Origin of the sequence: Streptomyces marincola (assembly GCF_020410765.1) — a bacterium.
GTDB classification, from domain to species: Bacteria; Actinomycetota; Actinomycetes; order Streptomycetales; family Streptomycetaceae; genus Streptomyces; species Streptomyces marincola.
In genome coordinates, this window is record NZ_CP084541.1 from 6495278 (window position 1) to 6518268 (window position 22991).

The 22991-nt window shown below is 73.4% G+C and carries 17 protein-coding genes and 1 tRNA gene; 10 read left to right on the top strand and 8 right to left on the bottom strand.

Annotation, left to right across the window (positions count from 1 at the left end):
* Positions 1–904 precede the first annotated feature (904 nt).
* Both LC193_RS28335 and LC193_RS28340 read left to right on the top strand, forming a co-directional pair.
* On the top strand, positions 905–4282 hold the full coding sequence (locus LC193_RS28335) for a P-loop NTPase family protein (protein ID WP_226078231.1): 3378 nt from the start codon (positions 905–907) through the stop codon (positions 4280–4282).
* 221 nt (positions 4283–4503) lie between these two features.
* Positions 4504–4863 (top strand): tyrosine-type recombinase/integrase, encoded by a 360-nt coding sequence (locus tag LC193_RS28340; RefSeq protein ID WP_226078910.1) that lies wholly within the window; start codon positions 4504–4506, stop codon positions 4861–4863.
* A 70-nt stretch (positions 4864–4933) separates the two neighbouring features.
* Here the strand turns inward: LC193_RS28340 and LC193_RS28345 are convergent.
* Both LC193_RS28345 and LC193_RS28350 read right to left on the bottom strand, forming a co-directional pair.
* Positions 4934–5007, bottom strand: a tRNA-Pro gene (locus tag LC193_RS28345).
* Between the two features lie 71 nt (positions 5008–5078).
* Positions 5079–6503 carry a lipase maturation factor family protein gene (locus LC193_RS28350; RefSeq protein ID WP_226078232.1) on the bottom strand — a complete coding sequence of 475 codons (1425 nt, stop codon included), beginning with the start codon at positions 6501–6503 and terminating at the stop codon, positions 5079–5081.
* A 133-nt stretch (positions 6504–6636) separates the two neighbouring features.
* Here LC193_RS28350 and LC193_RS28355 point away from each other — a divergent pair, with 133 nt between their 5' ends.
* From LC193_RS28355 to LC193_RS28390, 8 genes are all read left to right on the top strand, one after another.
* On the top strand, positions 6637–7614 hold the full coding sequence (locus LC193_RS28355) for an acetylxylan esterase (protein ID WP_226078233.1): 978 nt from the start codon (positions 6637–6639) through the stop codon (positions 7612–7614).
* Between the two features lie 96 nt (positions 7615–7710).
* The gene (locus tag LC193_RS28360; protein ID WP_226078234.1) at positions 7711–9312 is read left to right on the top strand and encodes an ABC transporter substrate-binding protein; all 1602 of its coding nucleotides are present in this window, start codon (positions 7711–7713) and stop codon (positions 9310–9312) included.
* A complete protein-coding gene (locus tag LC193_RS28365) occupies positions 9309–10301 on the top strand; it encodes an ABC transporter permease (protein ID WP_226078235.1) in 993 nt (330 codons plus the stop codon). The genes LC193_RS28360 and LC193_RS28365 overlap by 4 nt, the downstream gene beginning before the upstream one ends.
* Positions 10302–10305: 4 nt before the next feature.
* Positions 10306–11184, top strand: a complete 879-nt coding sequence (locus LC193_RS28370; RefSeq protein WP_226078236.1) for an ABC transporter permease — start codon at positions 10306–10308, stop codon at positions 11182–11184.
* A gap of 122 nt (positions 11185–11306) precedes the next feature.
* Positions 11307–12215, top strand: coding sequence for an ABC transporter ATP-binding protein (locus LC193_RS28375; protein ID WP_226078911.1), 909 nt, complete (start codon positions 11307–11309; stop codon positions 12213–12215).
* Complete coding sequence (locus LC193_RS28380) at positions 12208–12870, top strand: ABC transporter ATP-binding protein (RefSeq protein WP_226078237.1); 663 nt, start codon at positions 12208–12210, stop codon at positions 12868–12870. Before LC193_RS28375 ends, LC193_RS28380 begins: the two co-directional genes overlap by 8 nt.
* A gap of 68 nt (positions 12871–12938) precedes the next feature.
* Positions 12939–13595 carry a response regulator gene (locus LC193_RS28385; RefSeq protein WP_226078238.1) on the top strand — a complete coding sequence of 219 codons (657 nt, stop codon included), beginning with the start codon at positions 12939–12941 and terminating at the stop codon, positions 13593–13595.
* A gap of 24 nt (positions 13596–13619) precedes the next feature.
* Entirely contained in the window at positions 13620–14663 is a 1044-nt protein-coding gene (locus tag LC193_RS28390) for an MsnO8 family LLM class oxidoreductase (protein WP_226078239.1), read from the top strand.
* 143 nt (positions 14664–14806) lie between these two features.
* Here the strand turns inward: LC193_RS28390 and LC193_RS28395 are convergent, their stop codons facing one another.
* The 6 genes from LC193_RS28395 to xylB form a co-directional block, all read right to left on the bottom strand.
* Positions 14807–15352 (bottom strand): ATP/GTP-binding protein, encoded by a 546-nt coding sequence (locus tag LC193_RS28395; RefSeq protein ID WP_226078240.1) that lies wholly within the window; start codon positions 15350–15352, stop codon positions 14807–14809.
* Between the two features lie 295 nt (positions 15353–15647).
* On the bottom strand, positions 15648–16979 hold the full coding sequence (locus tag LC193_RS28400; RefSeq protein WP_318842197.1) for a carboxyl transferase domain-containing protein: 1332 nt from the start codon (positions 16977–16979) through the stop codon (positions 15648–15650).
* Positions 16976–18427, bottom strand: coding sequence for an acyl-CoA synthetase (locus LC193_RS28405; RefSeq protein ID WP_226078241.1), 1452 nt, complete (start codon positions 18425–18427; stop codon positions 16976–16978). Before LC193_RS28405 ends, LC193_RS28400 begins: the two co-directional genes overlap by 4 nt.
* 230 nt (positions 18428–18657) lie before the next feature.
* Positions 18658–19428 (bottom strand): bestrophin-like domain, encoded by a 771-nt coding sequence (locus LC193_RS28410; protein ID WP_226078242.1) that lies wholly within the window; start codon positions 19426–19428, stop codon positions 18658–18660.
* Between the two features lie 803 nt (positions 19429–20231).
* A complete protein-coding gene (locus tag LC193_RS28415) occupies positions 20232–21407 on the bottom strand; it encodes an ROK family transcriptional regulator (RefSeq protein ID WP_226078913.1) in 1176 nt (391 codons plus the stop codon).
* 41 nt (positions 21408–21448) lie between these two features.
* The gene (gene xylB / locus LC193_RS28420; RefSeq protein ID WP_226078243.1) at positions 21449–22882 is read right to left on the bottom strand and encodes a xylulokinase; all 1434 of its coding nucleotides are present in this window, start codon (positions 22880–22882) and stop codon (positions 21449–21451) included.
* Between the last annotated feature and the right edge of the window lie 109 nt (positions 22883–22991).

Genomic DNA, 22991 nt, shown 5'->3' on the forward strand with positions numbered 1-22991 from the left:
TTCCCCCGACCGGCCCCGCAGCGGCCCCAGGGAGCGGGCTCGCGCCCGCCCCCGCCTGGTGCGGTGATCGGCTACCGGAATGACAAAGGCCCGCTGAGCTGGGAAGAATCCCACTCAGCGGGCATCGCACCGTGTCGGGACGGCGGGATTTGAACCCACGACCCCTTGACCCCCAGCACGTCGAAGCAGAGGTCTTGCCTGGTCAGGCATACGATGGGAATGTGAACCAGAGCCCTACGGGTACGGTACGCGTTTGTGGAAGCACGTAGTGTGGTCCGCAGTTGGTTCCCGAGAGCCCCGTGCAGGCGAAAGGCCGGTGGCCGTCGGCCAATCTCGTTCCGGTCACCCAGACGTCTGGGCGGTTCTGGGCGGCCCTGCGCGGACCGGCCGTCGAGCGTGGCGGAGCGTTACGCATCTCCGCGACGCCCACTTTCGTCGGACGTCAGTTGGTCGCAGCACCGGCTTTCGGTCCCGATGGGTGGTAGACCTGGGCCATGATGGAGGGATGGGCAGTAGACAGCGGATCGTGTTGGGCGCGACGGGACTGGCGATCGGCATCTTGGTTGGTGTCTTTTCCCTCCTCAGCTGGGACCGGGCGAACCAACTCGCCGGTGTGGTCTCCGCCGCGGTGAGCGTTGCCGGACTGGGAGTCGGGGTCTGGGCGGTCCTGAGCGGCTCTGGGAGGACCTCAGTCCGCGTGTCCGATACGGGCGATGCGATGACCACCGGGGGAGGTGGGGCCAATTCCGGGTTCGTCCTGTCGGCTGCGGGCACGCTACCCGACTCCGTGACTGTCGAGAGGACTGGCGGTGCCCAGGCCGACGACGGAGTGGCGAACACGGGTGTTGAGCAGCGGTAGTCGATCGCGAGAACGGGGGGCGAAGGCGTGGTGGGGGATCAGCGAGTGGTCGCGAAGGGGACCGGCCAGGCGGAGGCTGGCGGCCGGGTGGCGCTGTCGAACACCGGGGTAATCACCGGCGGGGTCACGCTCGTCGTCCCAAGAGTCTCCCGTTCCGGCTACCTGTTGCAGGTGGAGGCCATCGCCGCGCCTCACTGCATTGGCCGCGAAGCTGAGCTGGCCGCGATGGCCGACTTCTGTACCACTCGCTTGCCCGAAGGAAGCGCTACGGCCTCGGGCACGTACTGGCGGTGGCTGGCTCCGGCATGGGCTGGGAAAACAGCGCTGATGGCCCATTTCGTGCTCCATCCTCCGCCGGGAGTCGAGGTGGTGTCCTTTTTCGTCACCGCTCGGCTGGCTCGGCAGAATGACCGGGATGCGTTCTGCGAGGTGGTCCAACGACAGCTCTATGCCTTGCTGGGCGAGGAGGAGCCGCTGACCACTGCATACGGCCGTGATGAGCAACTGCGTCTTGCGCTCGACCGCGCCGCACGGTTTTGTACTGTGCGGGGTAAGCGGCTGGTGCTGGTGGTCGATGGGCTTGATGAGGACCACGGGGTCACGTCCGGCTCGAATAGCCACAGTATCGCCGCACTTTTGCCGAGGATCCCGCCCTCTGGCATGCGGATTATTGTGACAAGCCGTCCACATCCGCCGGTTCCCGACGATGTGTCAGTGGACCACCCTATGCGAGATGGCGGAATCAACCGTTCGTTGGAGGTTTCGCCGCATGCGCAAGCAGTCCGGGTGGATGCCGAAAGGGACCTGCTGCGGCTGTTGGAAGGTGGTGGGCTGGGCCGGGATCTCATGGGGCTGATCGCTGCCGCAGGAGGCGGCCTGAGCGAGACCGACCTCGCCCACTTGGCGGCCAGCCGGCCGCGTCTGGTCGAGCGGGAGCTGAACGCGGTGAGCGGGCGCGGCTTCCGTACCCGAGGCCCCCACTGGCTGCCACCCGGTGACACCGAAAGCGGTCCGGACGTCTACCTGCTGGCCCACGAGGAGATCCAGCAGGGAGCCATGGATCTTCTCACCAACTCCGAGCTGGCCGATTATCGGGCGCGCCTCCACGAGTGGGCTGCGTCGTACCGTGAAGCTGGCTGGCCACCGGGCACACCCGAGTACCTGCTGCGCGGATACACCCAGCTCCTGGCAAGCCAGGGGGAGACGGCCCGCCTGGCCGATATCGTTTGCGACTCCGCTCGTCAGGAACGCCTCTGGCAGGTCAGCGGTTCGGACTTGGGATCTCTCACCGAGATCGCTTTAGCATTCGCCCTGCTCCTCGCGAGCCCCAGCTGGGACGACCAAGCTGCCGGGATGGCTCTGCGGCTCGCATTCCACCGTGATGCTCTCCACGACCGGATGGCCCATGTTTCCGACGAGCTGATCGGCCTGTGGGCTCGGCTAGGACATCTCGACTACGCCAGAAATCTTGCGAATGCCCAAGGCCCGCGGGGGAGGGACGCGGCACTGGGGGCCATTGCTCACTCCCTCGTGGCGGCCGGGCAGCTCGACCAGGCGATTGTCGTCGCCAGCGATGTGGCCCCCGGGTACACCGGAGACTCCTGTTTGGCCGCAATCGCCCTCGCAATGGCATCGGCAGGCCGTCACCAGGACGCGGTCGAAACAGCGCGCACCGTCCGCGAGCAAGACAGGCGCGGGACAGCGCTGGCTACCGTCGCCCGGGAGCTCGCCCGAAGCGGCATACCCGACCAAGCTGTCTTGCTCGCCGCCGAGGCGGCTGCCAGCGACTTCGCCACTGACACATCGGAGGAAATCAGGTGTCTGACGGTAGTCTCCGAGGCGCTTTCGATCGCCGGCCTCGCCAGTCGCGCAGCCGAAGTACTTGCACTTGCCCTCGAACACGTCGCTCTCGAGACGGAGATGTACCGCCGGGCCCAACAGCTCGCGGTTGTTGCCAGTGAGCTGAGCTCCGGAGAACAACGCGGGCGGGCCATTGAGCTCACGGACAAGGCGATCGACGTGCTCCAGGGCATCGCTGATCCGGTGGAACGGACCTTTCCCGTTGAGCACCTTGTCGAAGCCCTGGTCGCTTGTGGCCGGTTTGACCAGGCGCTCCGTCTCGTCCTTGATCATGCGGCCGAGGAGGACCAGGACAGGATCGTCGTTCGAATTGTCGGTGGTCTAGCCGGGGCGGGGGAGTACGACCGGGCGGCGGGGTTGGCGCACACGATCAATGACCTGCCAGCCCGGTCCCTCGCGCTAAGTGCCCTGGCCGAGGCGATGGCCGTAGCGAGGCAGCCGGGCAGGGCGGTGGAAATGATCCAGCAGGCTACCAATCTGATCGATGGGGTTGACCACGGTGCATGGTCGATCTCGGCCTTGGTGGCCGCGGCCGGAGTCCTGGGGCGTGTGCACCGGATGGACGAGGCGGTGACGCTGGGCCGCGCCGCGACCAATCTGGCGGGCGCCAACGTGCACGGCCGAAGACGTATGGCGCCTTTGCGTGCCGTTGTCGCGGCGCTTGTGGCGGCGAACCAGCTCGATCAGGCGGTGCAGGTGGCAACTCACGCGGCCGCACTGGCTCAGGACGACGAGGCCAGCATCCACTACTGGGGGATCGCGGCTCGGGCCTCCGCCGCGGTCGCCCTGTCTGTTGCAGGCTGCCGGAGCGCAGCGCATCAGGTTCTTAGCCGAGCGCACTGCTCCGCCCCGCTTTTGGCGGATCAGATGGAATATGCGGAAGCGCTGGCGTACATCGCCGAGGGGTTCGCTGCCAGTGGCGATAAAGAGCAAGCTGCCGAAATAGCCACCCATGTAGCCGGTATGGTCGTGGCAGTCGAGAGTGAACACAATCGGTCATATATTTTAGAGGCGGCGGCCCGCGCATTCACCCACGCCGGACAGTTCGATCGAGCCCTCGAGTTAATCAAAAGCATCGCCATTCCTGATGCTGCCGCCAGTGCCCTTGAGCGAGTTGCCATTGGCCTTGCAGCGGCCGGGGCCTTCGATCGGGCGCTGAGCGTCGCTGGCGACATCGTATTTGTGGCAGAACAGGACAGTGCGCTCGCCAGTATCGTGGAAGGAGTGGCAGCAGCCGGCGACCTCGACGGCGCACAGGAAGTAGCCGATCTCATCCGTTCCACCTATAGGCGGGAAACTGTACTTCACTCGATTGTCAAAGCTCTGGCACTGGAAGGGAGGCGAGATGAGGCCGCCAGCTTGCTGGCTTCCATCGACAGCCCCGAGGCGCGGGGCCAAGCCCTCGGTGCCCTTGCCCATGCCGTCGGTCCCTCGGTAGAAGGGCGACGCCTCCTGATCGAAGCCCTCTACATCGCACGCTGGGACTCCCTGGTGGCCGTCATCGGAACGGTCACACCAGGGAGCCTCTCGGAATTGGCGGCATGGATGCTCCAGGACGCCTGAGGCGGACTGTTTCCTTGACTCGTCCCATTCCCCACTCGCTAACGGTCCCACATGTGAGCTGTTGTTTGCGGCCGAACTGGGGCGAAGCCAGCACAACTGCATGAAGGTCGAGCTGGGAAGGTGCGGCATTCGGCGGATCTTCCTCTGAGATCGTGAATGGGAGCAGTGACAGTGCCGTTGGCCACAGGCGCATCACTGCCTTGACCTACCGTCCGCGGATGATGTTGCGGAGCGGCGGCTTGCGTGTGAGGGCAGGGCGTTGGTTGTTGAGGTGGTTGGTGAGGGCGGTACCTGCTTCGTGGAGGGAACTCGCGGTGCTCTGCCGGACTGCGAACGTGCGGAGCGTCCGCGTTCATGATTTTCGACACACGTGTGCCACGCTGCTGCTGGCACAGGGGGTGGACGCCCGGACGATTATGGAGACCTTGGGGCGCAGCACGATCACGATGACGCTGGACACCTACGCGCACGTGATGGAGACAACGCTCAAGGCGGCTGCCGCCCGGATGGATGACGCCCTCGGGCTGGCCAGTGGGGGAGAGGAGGAAAGCGGCGCGGAAGGAGCTCCAGAGAGCCGCTGAACGGCACGTTGATGTCAGCGGAAGATGTCAAAAGCCCTCTGGGTAGTACCCAGAGGGCTTTTGACCTGCGTCGGGACGGCGGGATTTGAACCCACGACCCCTTGACCCCCAGTCAAGTGCGCTACCAAACTGCGCCACGTCCCGGTGCCCGGTCCTACCAGGGGTTCCCCCCTTGCCGTGCACGAGAACCATACCGCATGCGCGGGGGTGCTCGCTCAGCCGTGCTCCGTGGTGAGGAGCACCCCCAGCGGGGTGCGGTGCCACCAGGCGCGGGTCTCGCGGCGTTCGCGCGGCGTGGTGAACCGGTAGCGGTGGACGCGGGCCCTGACGTGGGCGGGCGGCCGCCCGGGGAAGGGGTTGGCGCGCAGCAGCGCCAGGACGGCGGGGTCGCCCTCGCGCAGGCGGCGGACCAGGGGGCGCAGCCACGGCGCGGGGGCGTGCGGGGACAGCGCGGCGATCCAGAGCTGCCAGTCCAGGCGCAGGTGGAACGGGGCGAACTGCCGGGGCAGGCGGCGCGGGTCGCCCGGCTTGCCGTGGAACTCGTACGCGCGCCACCGGGTGTCGGGTCCTGGGTCGGGGTCCGAGGTGCCCTCGAACACGATCTCGTGCCGCACCCGGGTCACGCTGCCGAACGCGCCGTAGGCGTTCACCAGGTGCGCGCCGTTGTAGGCGCGGTTCATCTGCTGGCGGGAGGACAGCAGGTTCCGCACCGGCCAGTAGCTCAGGACGGCGACCGCCGCGGCCACCGCGAGGACGGCGACCGTGAACCAGGCGGGGGCGTCCCCCTGCCCGTCGGGAGGGGCGGGAAGAGGCAGGTGGCGCGCGGCCGTCGCGCCGTCGACTGCGGCCAGGGCGAGGATCATGGTGAGCCAGTTGAGCCAGGCGAAGTTCCCCGAGGCGACGAGCCACAGCTGGGTGGCGATCACGGCGAGCGCCGCCCAGGTGGCCAGCGGCTGCGGCAGGAACAGGCCGAAGGGCACGATCAGTTGGGTGACGTGGTTCGCCGCCGCCTCCACGCGGTGCAGCGGTCGCGGCAGGTGGTGGAACCACCAGCTGAGCGGGCCCGGCATCGGCTGGGTCTCGTGGTGGTGGTACAGGCAGGTCAGGTCGCGCCAGCAGGGGTCGCCGCGCCACTTGATCAGCCCGGCCCCGAGCTCGACGCGGAAGACGAGCCACAGCACGAGGTACAGGGTCACGGTCGGCGGCGCGATGTCGTCGTTGCCGAGGAAGACCATCAGGAAGCCGGCTTCGAGCAGCAGGGACTCCCAGCCGTACGCGTACCAGGTCTGCCCCGCGTTGACCACCGACAGGTACAGCACCCAGAGCACCGCCCACAGGGCCATCGAGCCGCCGAGCGGCACGGCGTCGGCCGCGCCGGCCGCCACGGCGGCGGAGAGCGCCGCCCCCGACCAGGCCACCGCCGCGAGGGCGCGGTCCGAGTAGTGCAGGTGGAACAAGCCGGGCGCGCGGCGGAACGGCACGCGCCGCAGGAACGCGGGCGCGGGCGTCAGCCCGCGCTCCCCGGCGAGCACGCGGAACTCGCGGAGCGCGGCGAGGAACGCGAGCAGGTAGACCACGGCCACGCCGCGCTGGATCACCAGCCGGCTCAGCCAGGCGTCGGGGGCGGCGGTCCAGTCCATGCCCCATGCCTACCACCGGGTGGGCCGCGCGGCACGGAAGCGCCGTTGACCTGGGGCGTCGTCACGGCATAGCTTCTGCGCGGACATCGCCGACCGTGTCCCGGGAGGGCACGGCGCCAGAGGAAGGCCCCCGATGCCGCTGACCGACATGCCCCTGGACGAACTGCGGGCCTACCGCCCCGAGCTCACGGAGCCGGACGACTTCGACGACTTCTGGTCGGGCACCCTCGGCGCGGCCAGGGCCGCCACCGCCGCGCCCGCCGAGTTCCGGCCGGTGCCCGGCGCGCGGCTGACGTCCGTGGAGGTGTTCGACGTGCGCTTCCCCGGCTGGGACGGCCAGCCGGTCGCCGCCTGGCTGCTGCTGCCCCGGGCGCCCGGCCCGCTGCCCGCGGTCGTGACCTACCAGGGCTACGGCGGCGGTCGGGGACTGCCGGAGGAGCACCTGCTGTGGAGCGCCGCCGGGTACGCGCACCTCGTGGTCGACAGCCGGGGCCAGGGGCACGAGACGCCCGACCCCGACCCGGCGCGTGCGCCGCAGTGGGTCGGCGGGTTCATGACCCGGGGGATAACGAGTCCGGCGGAGTACTACTACCGCCGGCTGATGACCGACTGCGTCCGCGCCGTCGACGCGCTGCGCGCGCACCCGGCCGTGGACGCGGACCGGATCGTCGTGCACGGCGGCAGCCAGGGCGGCGGCCTCGCCCTGGCGACGGCGGGTCTGGCCGGCGACGCGGTGGCGGCGGCCCTGGTGGACGTGCCGTTCCTGTGCCACTACCGGCGGGGCGCCGACATCGCCTCCGCCGGGCCCTACCCCGAACTGGTCCAGTACCTCGGCGTGCACCGGCGGGTCGACCCGGCGCGCGTGTTCGGCACCCTCGGCTATTTCGACGGCGTGCACTTCGCGCCCCGGGCGCACGCGCCCGCGCTGTTCAGCGTCGGGCTGATGGACCCGGTCTGCCCGCCGAGCACCGTCTTCGCCGCGTACAACCGCTACGCGGGGGAGAAGGACATCACCGTCTGGGAGTTCGGCGACCACGGGGGCGGGCGCGCCTCGCAGGCCGTGACCCAGCTGGACTGGCTCGCCGGCCGGGGGCTCGGCACCCGGGGCTGAGCCGCTGATCACATTCCCTGGACAGGGCCTGCCGCCTCTCCTGTTTAATTGCGACTGTTTCGCAATAACCGACGACGCCTGGCAGGGGTGTGTGGCATGACGGCCCGGACACTACGCACGGGGATGGCCGCGACGGCGGCGGCGCTCACGCTGGCGACCGCCGCCTGTTCGGCCCCTTCGGAGGACGGGGGCGACGGGGAGACGGGCGGTGGCCAGGACTCGATCGTCATCGGCATAGCCACGGAACCCGAGTCGCTGTCCCCGCTCCTCGGCTACGGCCAGGACGGCAACTCGAAGATATTCGACGGGCTGCTGCGCCACGACGAGAACCTGGAACTCCAGCCCGCGCTCGCGACGGAGCTGCCCGAGATCAGTGACGACGGGCTCACCTACACCTACACCTTGCGCGAGGGCGTCGAGTTCAGCGACGGCCAGCCCTTCACCGCCCGCGACGTCGTCTTCACCTACGAGACGATCCTCGACGAGGACACCAACAACCCGGCCAAGGACGACCTGGCCGCCATCGAGAGCGTCACGGCGGAGGGCGACCACACGGTCGTGTTCACCCTCGCCTACCCCTACGCCCCCTTCGCGGAACGGACCGTGCTGCCCATCGCGTCGGCCGGGGCCGCCGGCGGGCAGGACGTGAACACCGGCCCCTACAACTCCGAGCCCGTGGGCACCGGGCCCTACGTGGTCACCGGCTGGACCCGCGGCGAACGCATCACGCTGGAGGCCAACCCGGACTACTGGGACGGCGCCCCTGAGGTCACGCGCGTGACCATGGCCGTCATCCCGGACGACGACGTGCGCGCCACCCGCCTGCGTTCCGGGGACATCGACGCCGCCGTGCTCCCGCCCAACCTGGCCGGCACCTTCGCCGACGAGGACGGCATGGTCACGCTGAACGCCGAGAGCGCCGACTTCAGGTCCGTGACCCTGCCCACGGGCAACCCCGTCACCGGGGACCGCGCCGTGCGCCGGGCCCTGGACACCGCGGTGGACCGCCAGCTGATGGTCGACAGCATCCTGGAGGGCGCGGGCAGCCCCGCGCACGGCCCCGTGCCCGCCGCCAGCTCCTGGTTCACCGAGGGCACGGAACGCTCCCACGACCCGGACGCGGCGCGTCAGATCCTCGACGAGGCCGGCTGGGAGCCGGGTGAGGACGGCATCCGGGTCAGGGACGGGCAGCGCGCCGAGTTCACCCTGTGGTATCCGGCCGGCGACCGGCTGCGCCAGGAGCACGCGCTCGCCTTCGCCTCGGACGCCAGGGAGGTGGGCATCGAGGCCACCGTCGAGTCGGGCCCCTGGGAGGTCATCGACGAGCGCCTCGCGCAGGACGCCGTCCTCGCCGGCGGCGGCAGCCCGGCGGACCCCGACTTCGACCTCTACACGCTGCTGAAGTCCGATCTGGCCGGCAACGGATACAACAACATGGGCCAGTACGACAACCCGGCCGTCGACGAGCAGCTCGACATCGGCCGCCGCAGCAACGACCCGCAGGAGCGGGCCGCGGCCTACGACGCCGTGCAGCGCGAACTCGTCGAGGACCCGGGCTACATCTTCCTCACCCACATCGACCACGTCTACGTCATGGCCGACCACTGGGACGGCGTCAGCACCCAGGTGGAACCGCACGACCACGGCCTGGGCCACGGTCCCTGGTGGAACGTGGAGGACTGGACGGTCCGTCGGTGACCTCCCTTCCCTGGGCCGCCATGGCCCGGCTCTCGGGACGGCGGCTGCTGGCCGCCGTCCCCGTCCTCGCCCTGGTGACGCTCGGCATGTTCGCCCTGGGCGCCGCCTCCCCGTTCGACCCGGTCCGCCAGTACATCGGCGACGGCGGCATGGGGGCGTCGCAGGAGACGCTGGACGCGCTGCGCGAGAACCTCGGCACCAGCGGCACGTTCGTCGAGCAGTGGTGGGCCTGGCTGCGTTCCGTCGCCGGCGGTGACCTCGGCCAGTCCCTGGCCCTGCACCAGCCCGTCGGCCAGGTCATCACCGAACGCATCGGCTGGTCGGTGCTGCTGTGCTCGGTGGCGTTCGTCATCGCCGTGCTCCTGGGCACCGCGCTTGGCGTGCTCGCCGCCCGCCGCCCCGGCGGCGTCCTGGACCGGGTCGTCACCTCGCTCGGCTACACCCTCCAGGCCGCGCCGCCGTTCTGGCTCGCGCTGCTGGCGATCTGGCTGTTCGCGCTGCAACTCGACATCCTCCCGGCCGGCGGCCTCACCGACCCGGGTTCCGACGTGGTCACGGCCGGCTCCCTGCTCAGCCACCTGGTCCTCCCCGCCGGAGTGCTCGCGATCTCGCAGCTGCCCTGGTTCGTGCTGTACGTGCGCCAGGGGGTCGGCGACGCGCTGCGCGAGGACCCGGTGCGGGGCGCCCGCGCCCGCGGGCTGAGCGAACGCACCGTGCTCCTCGGTCACGCCCTGCGCTCCGGGCTGCTGCCGGTCCTGACCCTGGTCGGCACCCGCATACCCGAGCTGATCACCGGCGCCCTGCTGATCGAAACGGTGTTCAGCTGGCCCGGCATCGCCTCCGCCACCGTGCGCGCCGCCACCGCGACCGACTTCCCGCTGCTCGCCGCCCTGACGGTGCTCTCGGCCCTCGCCGTCCTGGCCGGGAACCTGCTCGCCGACCTGCTGTACGGCCTGGCCGACCCGCGCGTCGACCACGACGAGATGTGATGCCATGAACGCTCAAGCCACAGAACAGGCATGGCGGACACCCGCGCCCGACCGGCGCGGCACCAGGACCGCGCGCATCGCCGTGTCCGCCGTGCTGGTCGGCGCCGCGGCCCTGGCCGTCCTCCTGGTCCCGCCGCTCTTCCACCTCGACCAGCAGGCGGTCGACCTGACCGCCAAGCTCGACCCGCCGAGCGCCGACCACCCCTTCGGCACCGACGAGGTGGGCCGCGACGTGCTCCTCCGCAGCGTCTACGGGCTGCGCGTCTCCCTCCTCGTCGGCCTGGTCGCGGCGCTCGTGGCCAGCGGCATCGGGCTCGTCGTCGGCTGCGCGGCCGGGGCGCTCGGCGGCCGGACGGACCGGGTCGTGATGCGCCTGGTCGACACGTTCACGGCCGTGCCGCACCTGCTGATGGGCATCTTCATCGTCGCGATGTTCCGGCCGGGCATCTGGCCCGTCGTGGCCTCCGTCGGACTCACCCACTGGGTGTCCACCGCCCGCATCGTGCGCGCCGAAGTGCTGTCGCTGCGTGCCAGGCCGTTCGTGGACGCCGCGATCTCCGGCGGCGCCTCGCGGATGCGCGTCGCGTCGCGCCACCTGCTGCCCGCGGTGCTCCCGCAGGCCGGGCTCGCGGCCGTGCTCATGGTGCCGCACGCCATCTGGCACGAGTCCGCGCTGTCGTTCCTCGGCCTGGGCATCCCCGCCCACGAGGCCAGCCTCGGCACCATGATCAACGGGGCCAGGGGCTCGCTCGTCACCGGCGAATGGTGGCCCACGCTGTTCCCCGGCCTGTTCATCGTCATCCCCACCCTCGCCATCGCCGGACTCGCCGGCGCCTGGCGGGAACGGATCAACCCCCGCCGCCGATCGGAGCTGGTCCTGTGAACGACGCGCCCACCGCGCCAGGACGCGGGGACGGCCTCCGCGAGCCGGGGGCAGGCACCCCGGGGCTGGAGCCGGCCGAGGGCCCGCTGCTGTCCGTGCGGGAGCTGTCCGTGCGTTTCCTCATGCCGGGCGGACGGCACGTCGCCGCCGTCAACTCCGTGTCCTTCGACCTGGCGGCCGGGGAATGCCTCGCCCTCGTGGGGGAGAGCGGCTGCGGCAAGTCCGTCCTGGCCTCCGCGCTGCTCGGGCTGCTCCCCGGCAACGCCAGGACCCGGGGCTCCGCGCTGCTCGGGCCCGGCGACCGGGTCGACCTGCTCGGCGCCGGCGAGACGGTCCTCGCCAGGACCGTGCGCGGCCGGCGCGCGGGGCTGATACCGCAGAGCCCGGCCGCGCACCTCACGCCCGTGCGCACAGTGCGGGCCCAGTTGGAGGAGACCGTCCGCGAACTGCGCGACGTCCCGCGCGGCGGGCTCCGCGCCGCGGGCGAGGCCGCCGCGGCACGCGCCGCGTTCCCCGCCGACCACCTCGACCGCTACCCGCACCAGCTCTCCGGCGGACTCGCCCAGCGCGCCGCGACCGCGCTCGCGCTGGTCGGCGGCGCCCCGCTGCTGATCGCCGACGAACCGACCACAGGACTCGACCGCGACCTCGTGGACCGCACCGTCGACGAACTGCGCGGGCACACCGACGACGGCCACGGCCTGCTCGTCATCACCCACGACCTCGCCGCCGCGGAACGCATGGCCGACCGGGTCGCGGTCATGTACGCGGGCCGCCTCGTCGAAGTGGCCGACGCCCCCGCGTTCTTCGGCCGTCCCGGCCCGCGGCACCCCTACGCGCGCGGACTCCTCGACGCGCTGCCGGAACGCGCGTTCACCCCCATCCCCGGCCTGCCGCCCGAACTGGACGCCCTGCCCGATGGCTGCGCGTTCGCCCCCCGCTGCGAACGCGCCACCGGCGTCTGCCGCACCCTCCCCGCCCTCACCGGCGGAGTCGCCTGCCATCACGCCGAGGAGGCCGTCGATGCTTGAACTCGACCGCATCACCGCGGGCTGGGTGCGCGGCAAGCCGGTCGTCCGCGACATGTCGCTCACCGTCGCCGACGGCGAGGCCCTCGGACTGCTCGGCCCGAGCGGCTGCGGCAAGTCCACCCTGGCCCGCGTCGCCGCGCTGCTGCACCGCCCCGACGCGGGCACCGTCCGCCTCGCGGGCGAGCCCGTGCGCGGCTTCCGCCACCGCGCGCCGCGCGAGCAGCGCACCCGCGTCGGCGTCGTCTTCCAGCAGCCGCGCCTGGCCGCCGACCCCAGGCTGGCCCTGCGCGACCTGATCGCGGAGCCCGCGCGCGCCACCGGCCGCGGCCGGGAACTCGCCGACCGCGCCGCGGACCTGGCCGCCACCGTCGGACTCGGCCCAGAACTGCTCGGCCGCCGCCCGCACGAGGTCAGCGACGGGCAGTTGCAGCGCGCCTGCCTGGCCCGCGCGCTGCTCCTGCGGCCCTCGCTGCTGATCTGCGACGAGATGACCGCCATGCTCGACGCGTCCACAACGGCCGCTCTGGTCGCCGTCGTCGAGGACTACCGGCGCGAGAGCGGCGCGGCACTGCTCGCCGTGGGGCACGACCGGGTGCTGCTCGGCCGGTGGTGCGACCGGGTCCTCGACTTCCCGGCCGGCCCGGCCGCCGGCTGAGCCCCCGCCCGCCGCGCGGGCCGGGGCCGCGGTGGGCGGCCGGACCCGCGCTGGCTACCGTGACCGGCATGACCATCCGCGTGCTGCTCGTCGACGACGACCCCCTCGTCCGCTCGGGACTGCGCCTGATGCTCGGCGCCGCCCAGGACATCGAGGTCACGGGCGAGGCGGCGGACGGCGCGGAGGTGACCGGTCTCGTGGAGCGGCTCGCGCCCGACGTCGTCCTGATGGACATCCGCATGCCGGGCATGGACGGCCTCGCGGCGACCGAGAGCCTGCGGGCCCTGCCCTCGCCGCCCGAGGTCGTGATGCTGACCACCTTCAACGCCGACGAGCACGTGCTGCGGGCGCTGCGGGCCGGCGCCGCGGGCTTCGTGCTCAAGGACACCCCGCCGGGGGAGATCGTCGAGGCCGTGCGGCGCGTGGCCGCCGGCGACCCGGTGCTCTCGCCCGCCGTGACCCAGCGCCTCATCGCGCACGTCACCGGCCCGGCCCGGGAGACCCACCGCGCCCGCGGCAGGCTCGCGGCGCTCGCCGAACGGGAGCGCGAGGTCGCCGTGGCGATCGGGCGGGGCCGGTCGAACGCCGAGATCGCCGCCGAGCTGTACATGAGCCTGCCGACGGTCAAGACCCACGTCTCCCGCGTGCTGGCCAAGCTCGGCCTGAACAACCGGGTGCAGATCGCCCTCCTCGTCCACGACGCCGGGCTCACCGACGAGCCCTGAACCGGCCCGCGGGAATGTTCCGCGATGTCGACTGTTGGATCAGACGTGGACACGACGGCACGTTTGCGGTCGGTGCGCTGGTCGATTCTCGACCGCGCGCTGATCCGCACCGGACAGCAGCCCGCCGAGGCGTTGCGGGACACGGTGGGCTTCGCCCGGGACGCGGAACGCCTCGGATTCGCCAGGTTCTGGGTGGCCGAGCACCACGGCGTTCCCGGTGTCGCCGGCTCCGCGCCCACCGTGCTCGCGGCTGCGGTCGCCTCCGCGACCGAGCGCATCAGGGTCGGGACCGGCGGCGTGATGCTGCCCAACCACCGCCCGTTCGTCGTGGCCGAGCAGTTCGGCGTGCTGGAGTCCCTCTTCCCCGGGCGCATCGACATGGGGCTCGGCCGCTCCGTCGGATTCGTCGAGCCGGTCCGCCGGGCGCTCGGCGCGGGCAAGGACGCCGCCGACCGGTTCGGCGACGACATCGCCGAGCTGCTCGGCTGGTTCGAACCCGGCGGTCCCGTGCGCGCCCTCCCCGCGGAGGGGCTGCGCGTGCCCGCGTTCGTCCTCGCGGTGGGGGAGGGGGCCAGGGCCGCGGCGGCGCACGGTCTGCCCCTGGTGATGGCACACCTGAGCGATGAGGACCGCATGCGCACGGCCCTCGACCGCTACCGTGCGGAATTCACCCCTTCCTCGCACGGCGCCCGTCCCTATGTGATCGTCGCGGTGAACGCCGCGGTGGCGGGGACGAGGGAGGAAGCGGAACTGCTCCAGGTGCCCGAGGCGTGGGCCACCGTCTGGTCCCGCACCCGCGGGGTCTTCCCGGCCCTCGACGCCCCGCGGGACATCCTGGCGCGGAACTTCACCGAGACGGAACGGCGTTACTTCGCCCAGGCACGCGCCGGGCACCTGTACGGCACGGAGGCCGAGATGGCCGACGTGCTCGGCCGCCTCGTCGCCCGCACCGGCGCCGACGAGTTGATGATCACGCTCGCCACCCACGACCCGGCCGCCCGGCTCGACTCCAGCCGCAGACTCGCGCGCCTGGCCGGTCTCGCCCCGCGCCCGGCTCACGACGCCTGAGCGGGAACGCCTGCGGCGAGGTCCTCCGGGAGGCGTCCGTCCGCACGCCCGCGGCCACCGCCTTCCTCGCCGCCCTCGGCATCACCGACCGGGCACGGCACGACGCGTGAGGCGCGTCCGGGACCGCGCCGCCGGGGGCGCGTTCAGCGGGCGTACGAGGCGATCGCCGCGCTCACCACGGCGAGGCGCCCCGCGAGATCGCCGGCCGGGACATCGACCAGCTCGTACCCCAACTCCCGGTAGCAGCGGGCGTGGACCTCCTCGAACACCAGGGACTCCTCGAACGTGATCCGCCGGGCCGGCGTGGGCTCGCAATGTCCCAGGTGGCGAACGAAGAACACCTGCCGCTGGTAGATCCGCCCGGCGGCGACGCGTTCGAGCTCCGCGGTCAGGGCCGAGGACACAGGCAGCCCCAGGTACGTGGCGAGCGCCAGCGTGCACACCGGTGAGCGGTCGAAGAACTGCACCGGGCCCGTCGCGGGCGCCGCCACCTGCCGCTCCCGCTGGAGCGCGACGACTTCGTCGACGAAGGACGCCCGCGACCACGGCTCGTCCTCGCCCCGGGCCTGGGCCCGGGCGATGACAGCCGTCGCCGCCTCCTCGACGACCGGGTGGCCCAGCGCGGCCAGGCGTCGCAGCAGCGAGGTCTTCCCCGCGCCCGGTGTGCCGGTCAGGATGTAACGCCGCATGTTCGTCGAGCCTTTCGCGCGACCCGGACCGTTCCCGCGGCACCCCTCCAGGACGACGAGCCCGCGGCAACGGGAAGGGAGGGTGAACCGAAGGGGAGCAAAAAGGGGAGGTACGGGGGCCCGCGCACGGAGCTGGGAAGCGCCTGTGGTCATGTCCCGGACGGCTCACGGCCGCACACACCCACCGGGCCCGCGGCGTTCAGAGTACTGGCCCCCAGCCACGGCCACCACCGCGCGGCCCGCCGGCACCGCCGCGGTACCGGCAGGCACGGGAGCGCCGTTCAGCCCACGCCGTTCAGCCCACGGGCACGATGCCGCGGGCGACACCGAGGCCGACGAGGTCCTGCGGTCGCAGCCGCAGTTGCTCGGCCGTCGACGCGACCTCGTCGGGACCGCGCTTGAACACGGCCGCCGCGCGCTCGGGCGCCACCACCGCGTAGTAGCTGTCGGGGGTCACCCACATGTGCCCCACCGAGGTCAGGGCGGCGGCGCCGCCCGAGCCGCCCTCGCCGACGAGCAGCGTCGTCACCGGGATCCGCGCCCCCGCGACCGCCGCGAGCGCTTCCGCGATCGCCGGGCCCACGCCCTCCCGTTCGGCCTCGGCGTCGTCGGCCGCCCCCGGCGTGTCCACCAGCGTGAGCACGGGCACCGCGAGCCGGTCCGCGAGCGTCAGCAGCCGCGTCGCGGCGCGGAACCCGGCCGGCCGCGTGGCCGTGCCGCGCTGCGCCACGTACGCGACGCTGCGCCCGCCGCGCAGCCCGAACCCGCACAGCAGCCCGGGATCCGGCGCGGCCAGCTGCGCGCGTTCGGTGAAGTACGCGCGCAGGTAGGCCTCCGCGCCGGGCCGCGACGGTTCCCGCGCCCGTTGCACCGCCTCCCACCCGGTGGCCGGCGGGGGCACGGCGCGCAGCGCCGCGGGCGGCTCGGCGGGGCCCGCCGCCGGCGTCGTCAGCAGCCGCAGCCAGCGCGCGGCCGACGCGCCGAGCCCGGCGGCCGGCACGATCTCGTCGATGTGACCGGCCGCGAACTGCCCCTCGGCGGTGTAGGCCCGCGAGTCCTCGCCCGGTGGCCTGACCCGGGACCCGGCGAAACCGATCTGGGCCCCCGGCAGGGCGACCCGCACATCCGCGCCCGCGCCCAGAGCCGCCCATCCGCCGCCGGTGACCGGCCCCGCGAGCACCGCCAGGTGCGGCAGGCCGGCGGCCCGCAGCCGGACGAGCTGGCGTGCGACGCGCTGCAACTGGGTGAGCGCGCACATGCCCTCCTGGAGTCGGCTGCCGCCGCTCGCGATGAGGGAGACCACGGGGAGACCCAGGTCACGGGCCGTGATGAAGGCGTTCTCGACGCGTTCCCCGGTGCTCTCGCCGATGGAGCCGCCGAGGAAGCCGAACTCGAAGGCGACCAGGACCGCTTCCGTGCCCCCGACGTCCCCGATGCCGCAGACCACGGCCTCCGCCTCGCCGGTGCGCTCGCGCGCCCGGGCCCGCGAACGGCCGTACCCGTCCCAGCCGAGCGGTCCGTCTCCGGCGGTGTCCCCGGTCCGCTCCGGCAGCCCGGTGAACGTGGCGGTGAGCGCCGCGATCAGCTCGCGCGCGGGCAGTGCCCTTCCGGTGGCGGCCGACGTCACGCCAGCTCCCGCTTGAGCACCTTGCCCATGTCGTTGCGGGGCAGCGCCGACAGGAACCTGACATCCCGGGGGCGCTTGTGGGACGCGAGCTGCCCGGCCACGTGGTCGGTCAGCTCCTCGGCGGACGGCGGGCTCGCCGCGTCCCTGGGCACGATCCAGGCGACGATCTTCTCGCCGAGATCGGGATCGGGGGCCGCGGTGACCGCGGCCTCGGCGACCGAGGGGTGGGCGAGCAGCACGTTCTCGATCTCGCCCGCGCCGATCTTGTAGCCGCCCGACTTGATGAGGTCGGTCGACTTGCGCCCCACGATCCGGTACCGGCCGGCCGCGTCCCGTGTCGCCATGTCGCCGGTGCGGAACCAGTCGCCGTCGAACGCCTCGGCGGTGGCGTCGGGGCGCCCCAGGTACGCGGTGAAGAGGTTCGGGCCGCGGACCTGGATCTCGCCGACCGTCTCGCCGTCGCCTCCGGTCACCGGCTGCCCGGCCTCGTCCACCAGGCGCACCTCCACCCCGGGCAGCGGCACGCCGACCGTGCCGGTGGCGGGGGGCGCGTCGGCGCGGACGCTGGTGTTCATCAACGTCTCGGTCATGCCGTAGCGTTCGATGACGCGGCGGCCCGTCGCCGCCTCGATCCGCTCGTGGTCGGTCACCGGCAGCGGCGCCGACCCCGAGACCAGCAGGCGCGCCCCACCGAGCGCCGCGGCGAGGCGCGGGTCCCCGCCGACCGCCTCGGCCAGCCGGTGGTACATCGTCGGCACCCCGAACAGCATGGTGCCCCCGGCCGACAGCGCCTCGGCGACCCCGTCCGTCGAGAACTTGCCGAGGTGCCGCACCGTGCCGCCGCGCCGCAGCGGGCCGAGCACGCCGAGCACCAGGCCGTGCACGTGGAACAGCGGGAGCGCGTGCACCACGGTGTCCTCCGCGGTCCACTGCCACGCGTCGGCCAGCGCGTCGAGCGTGCTGGCCAGCGCCCGCGGGGAGAGCACGACGCCCTTGGGCGGACCCGTGGTGCCCGAGGTGTACACGATCAGGGCGGGCCGCTCCGGGTCCGCCGCCCGGGCCGGCCCGCCGGGGGGCGCGACCGCGCCGGGACCGGGGTCGAGCTGGGCGTCGAGCCGGGGCAGCGCGGCCAGCGGCCCCGGCAGCGTGTCACCTGCGGCGGCGAGCACCAGCGACGGGCCGCTGTCGGTCACGATGTGCGCCAGCTCGCGGTGGCCGATCCTGGGGTTGACGGGCACGACCGGCACGCTCGCGAGCAGTGCCGCCACCGTGGCGACGGCCGTGTGCGGCGTGGGCGTCGCCCACAGCGCGACGCGCTGGTGCCCGGCGAGCCGCTGGGCCAGTGCCCCGGCGGCCGAGTGCAGTCGCGCGTGGCTGAGTATCCGGTCGCCGAAGTGCAGGGCGGGCTTGGCCGACTGGCCGGCCGACTCGGGGAACAGTGGGCTCATTCGCATCATGCTAGTGCCGCGTCAGTCGGGGTTTGCCCGTCAAGGAGCGGCGATCCGGTGCGGTGCGTCGCAAGGCGCCGGATCGCCCTCGTGCTGGGCGCACTGGGGTGATGCGGCAACGCGGCGATGGGGGCACCTCCCGGCCGCCGGGCCGGGGGACGTGCCGGGCGTCGCGACGGGGCGAACCTTGGCTGACGGGGCATAGAGGTAGCCGCCGTGGGCGCGGCGGCTCAACCGCCGCTGACGGCCTGCGGGAACAGGGCCCGGAACGCCTCCCCCGAGTTGCCGACGCCGTGGGCGAACGGGTTGTCGAAATACCAGACCAGGAACAGCAGGAAGGCGAGCAGGGCGCTGAACATCCCGGCGAGCAGCAACTCCCGTCCGGAGCGCTGGATCTGGAGGGTGAACACCATGCCGACCGTGACGGCGGCCCCGGCGACCAGGCCGATCCAGACCACGGGGGGCATCGTCGGCTCGGCGCTGTCCCCGCGTCCCACCCGCGCCTCGTCCGCGGTGGCCACCTGGTCGATCATGCCCTGGTAGGCCTGCGCCTCGCGGACGGTCTTCGGATCCTGGCCCAGCACCACGCCGCGCAGCTGCTTGAGCAGTTCGTCGCCCTCCGAGGTCAGTTCGCCGTGCTCGACCATGTAGTCCCACTCGTCGTCGACCGTGTGGGCGACGTAGGCGTGCACGTCCGCCCGGATGCGGTCGCGCGTCTCGGCGGGGAACACCCCGGCGCGCTCGCCGACTTCGTACAGCGCCTGCGCCTCCTGCCGCACCCACTCGTCCGCCGCGCCGCGGGCCTCCCAGACACCCGCGATGGCCAGGCCGAGCACGATGGCGTACACGACGCCGATCATCATCGTCATGTACTCGATGACGTCGGGTGTCTCCGACGGATCGTCGTCCTGCCCCGCCCGCCGCTGCCGCAGGACGACGGCGACGACGACGAGCAGGCAGGTGGCGCCGACCGCGATCGCCAGCACGAGCCATTCGGACACGGGGCCTCCTAGGTGCCGCCCGAACGGGTGCCGGGGCGGGAACGGGGACGCAGGGCCGCCGCCGCCAGGACGGCGGGGGCCACGATGAGCAGCGTTCTGGTGGTCAGCGGGCTGCCGCCGCCCGGGGGTTCTGACGTGGTGGGCGGCGGCGGGGGAACGGACAGGACGGCGGGGGCCGTGGCCGGTGGGCCGGGCTCCGGCTCCGGCGGTTCCTGCGGCGGTGGCTCGGGCGGCTCGGGAGCGGGGGGCGGCGCCGGCTCGGGAGCCGGCCGCGGGGGCGGCGGCGCGGGGGCGCCTTCCGACGGTGCGGCCGGTTGCGGCGCCGGCTCGGGCGAGGGCGGCGGTGGCGCCGGGGGAGGGGACGGCGCGGGGGGCGGTGGGCTGGGCGTCGGAGGCTCGGGCGGCGGCGGAGGCTCGGGCGGCGGGCTCGGCTCCGGCGGCGGCGGAGTCGGCTTCGGCGGCGGTGGCGGAATGGGGGGTGGCGGTGGCGGAACGGGGGGCGGTGGCGGACAGGGCAGCAGCCAGGAAAGGGGCGGCGGCCAGGGGCACGGCGGCGGCCACGGCCAGTCGCCGAGGGCGGGCGCGGAGGCCGTGGCCGTCCCGGAGCCGGCGCCCGCGAGGACGAGCGCCGCGCACGCGGTCGCGGCGCTCACCCGGAGTGCGTGCAGCCTCTTCGTCACGGAGCGATCCTGCGCCCGCGCCGCGAACGGCATGAGGGCCTTGACGGTAATTCCCCTGATCGGGTGAAGATCGCGTCCGGTGACGGGACACAGGACCCCGACGGGCCCGGCGGGGGCGGTGGTTCAGGAGCCCAGCAGCGCGCCCGGGGCATCGAGCGCGGCCCGGACGGCGAAGCGCGCCGCGCCGAGCAGGGGGCCGTCTGGCCCGAGCGGAGAAGCGGTCACCGGCACGGGGGTGGCGCGGCCGTCCGCGGCGACGGCGGTGCGCCGCGCGAGTTCCCTGCGCACGGGCGGCAGGAGCCAGGGGGCGAGCCGGGCGAGCGCCCCGCCGATCACGACCTGGCCCGGGTCGAACAGGTTGACCGCGCCGGACAGCGCGATGCCGAGCGCGGCGCCGGCCTGCCGCACGGCGCGCAGGGCCCGCGCCTCGCCCGCCTCGCACCGTTCGGTCAGCGCGCCGAGCCGGACGCCTGGCCCGGGTTCCAGCCCGGCCGCGCGCAGGACGGCTTCCACGCCCGCGTACGTCTCCAGGCAGCCGCGCCCGCCGCACGTGCACGGGCGGCCCTCGGGCCGCACCGGCAGGTGCCCCAGCTCGCCGGCGAACCCGTGCGCTCCGCGCAGCAGTTCCCCTTCGAAGACCAGGGCGGCGCCGATGCCGATCTCGGCGGAGACGTGCACGAAGGTGTCGGGCCCCGCGCCGGGCGGCGTGTGGTGGGCCGACCACAGTTCCGCGAGGGCGCCGAGGTTGGCCTCGTTCTCCACGGTGACCGGGCCGAGCCCGCCGGGCAGGGCCGCCGCGAGGTCGGTGTGGTGCCAGCCGAGGTTCGGGGCCCGCAGCACCGTCGCCGCGTCGCGGGCGACCAGCCCCGGCACGGCCACGGTCAGGCCGGCCGGGCGCAGCCCGAGCGCCGCCGCCTCGCCCGCGGCGGCGCCGAGCATGTCGTCCAGCGTCCCGAGCACGCGGGCGGGCGCGCTGTCCTGGTTGCGCGTCGCGCGCGCGGTACGGACCCGCACGTCCCCGCGCAGGTCCATCACGCAGACGGCCAGGTGGTCCACGCCGATCTCGGCGCCGATACCGCACGGGCCGCGGTCGGTCAGCAGCAGCTGGGTGCCGGGTCGGCCCACGGCACCCGAACGGCCCGGGCCCCGTTCGACGAGGAGGCCGCCGCGCAGCAGCTCGTCGACCAGGGTCGAGACCGCCGCCCTGGTGAGGCCGATCTCGGCGGCGACGGCCGCCCGTGAGAGCGGGCCGCCGCCGGCCAGGGCGTGGAGCACGCGCGACAGGTTGCGCTGCCGCATCTCCTGCTGCGCCTTCGGCGCCGGCTGGGCCACGGCCGTCCTCAGCGCCGCCGCAGCAGCGCGTCCGCGTCGCCGAGCGTGGCGTCGAGCCTGGCCAGGGCCTCGTCGTCGCGCGGGACGGCCCCGTACTCGGGACCGGCCGCGGTGTCCCACTCCCGGGAGACGGCGGCCGGGTCCCGCCCGAGCAGCAGCCCGGCGGCCTGGGCGGCGGCGCCGAGGGCGACGAGTTCGTCCGCGTGCGGCACCGTCACCGGGCGGCCCGAGAGCCGCCGCACGGTCTCCCGCCAGGCGGTGCCCCGCGCGCCGCCGCCGATGAGCAGGATCGGCGCGTCCGGTTCCGCGGTGTCGTCGAGCACGAGCCCGAGCGCGCGGAGCAGGGCGAACACGGCGCCGTCGTAGGCGGCCTGGAGCAGCTGCCCGCCGGTCGTGGAGTGCCGCAGACCGTGCACGAGGCCGGACGCGTACGGCAGGTCGGGGGTGCGTTCGCCGTCGAGGAACGGCAGCACCACCGCGGACCCGCCGGGCTCGGTCGCCTCCCGGTCGAGACCGAGCAGCGCCGCGAACCGGTCGACGGCCTGGGTGCAGTTCAGCGTGCAGGCCAGCGGCAGCCACGCGCGGCCCGCGTCCGCGAACCCGGCCACGATCCCGCTCGGGTCGGCCGGCCGGCGCTCACTGACCGCGTAGACCGTGCCGGACGTGCCCAGGCTGAGCACGGGCCGGCCGGGGCCGAGCCCGAGGCCGAGCGCGCCCGCCATGTTGTCGCCCGTGCCCGCCGCGACCAGGATGCCCTCGGGCAGCGGCAGGCCCTTGGCCACCGTGCCCGCCGGCTCGCCCGGCCCGACGACGCGCGGCAGCAGGTCGGGGTCGAGGCCGACGTGCGCCAGGATCCGCTCGTCGTAGCTCTCGGTCGCCGTCGACCACCAGCCGCTGCCCGAGGCGTCGCCCCGGTCGGTCGTGCCGCCCCGCACCCCCTGGCCGGTGAGGCGTCCGGTCAGGTAGTCGTGCGGCAGGCGCACGGCCCGCGTCGCGGCGGCGGCGTCCGGCTCGTTCTCGCGCAGCCAGGCCCACTTGGTCACGGTGAACGACGCGGGCGGCACGCTGCCGGCGCGCCGCGCCCACTCCTCGGGGCCGCCGAGCTCCGCGATGAGGCGGTCGCGCTGCGGCGCGGAACGCGTGTCGTTCCACAGGAGCGCGTTGCGCACCGGGCGGCCGTCCGCGTCGAGGGTGACCAGGCCGTGCTGCTGGCCGGCGACCGAGACGGCCGCCGCCTGCTGGGCGGCGGGCCCGCACTGCTCCAGCGCCTGGGACAGTGCCCGCCACCACTGCTCGGGGTCGCTGTCGTGTTCTTCGGTCACCACGTGCGGCGCCTGGCCGCGGGCCACGACCGTGCCGGTCGCGGTGTCCACCACGAGCGCCTTGGTGGATTGCGTGGAACTGTCCACGCCGATGACGAGTGGTCCGTCCGGTGCAGCCATGAGCGCGGTCCTCTCTGACAGGCCGGGGCAGGGGCCTGGATTCCCCAGGGATGCCTGTGCATACTAATTTGTCAACGGCCATGACGAAATACTGGGGAGCGAGGAGCCG

Bases quoted from the DNA above. Each gene is read 5' to 3' on its own strand.
- LC193_RS28340 (WP_226078910.1), top strand. From the start codon at position 4,504: ATGTTGCGGAGCGGCGGCTTGCGTGTGAGGGCAGGGCGTTGGTTGTTG.
- LC193_RS28350 (WP_226078232.1), bottom strand. From the start codon at position 6,503: ATGGACTGGACCGCCGCCCCCGACGCCTGGCTGAGCCGGCTGGTGATC.
- LC193_RS28355 (WP_226078233.1), top strand. From the start codon at position 6,637: ATGCCGCTGACCGACATGCCCCTGGACGAACTGCGGGCCTACCGCCCC.
- LC193_RS28360 (WP_226078234.1), top strand. From the start codon at position 7,711: ATGACGGCCCGGACACTACGCACGGGGATGGCCGCGACGGCGGCGGCG.
- LC193_RS28370 (WP_226078236.1), top strand. From the start codon at position 10,306: ATGAACGCTCAAGCCACAGAACAGGCATGGCGGACACCCGCGCCCGAC.
- LC193_RS28375 (WP_226078911.1), top strand. From the start codon at position 11,307: ATGCCGGGCGGACGGCACGTCGCCGCCGTCAACTCCGTGTCCTTCGAC.
- LC193_RS28380 (WP_226078237.1), top strand. From the start codon at position 12,208: ATGCTTGAACTCGACCGCATCACCGCGGGCTGGGTGCGCGGCAAGCCG.
- LC193_RS28385 (WP_226078238.1), top strand. From the start codon at position 12,939: ATGACCATCCGCGTGCTGCTCGTCGACGACGACCCCCTCGTCCGCTCG.
- LC193_RS28390 (WP_226078239.1), top strand. From the start codon at position 13,620: ATGTCGACTGTTGGATCAGACGTGGACACGACGGCACGTTTGCGGTCG.
- LC193_RS28395 (WP_226078240.1), bottom strand. From the start codon at position 15,352: ATGCGGCGTTACATCCTGACCGGCACACCGGGCGCGGGGAAGACCTCG.
- LC193_RS28405 (WP_226078241.1), bottom strand. From the start codon at position 18,427: ATGAGCCCACTGTTCCCCGAGTCGGCCGGCCAGTCGGCCAAGCCCGCC.
- LC193_RS28415 (WP_226078913.1), bottom strand. From the start codon at position 21,407: ATGCGGCAGCGCAACCTGTCGCGCGTGCTCCACGCCCTGGCCGGCGGC.
- xylB (WP_226078243.1), bottom strand. From the start codon at position 22,882: ATGGCTGCACCGGACGGACCACTCGTCATCGGCGTGGACAGTTCCACG.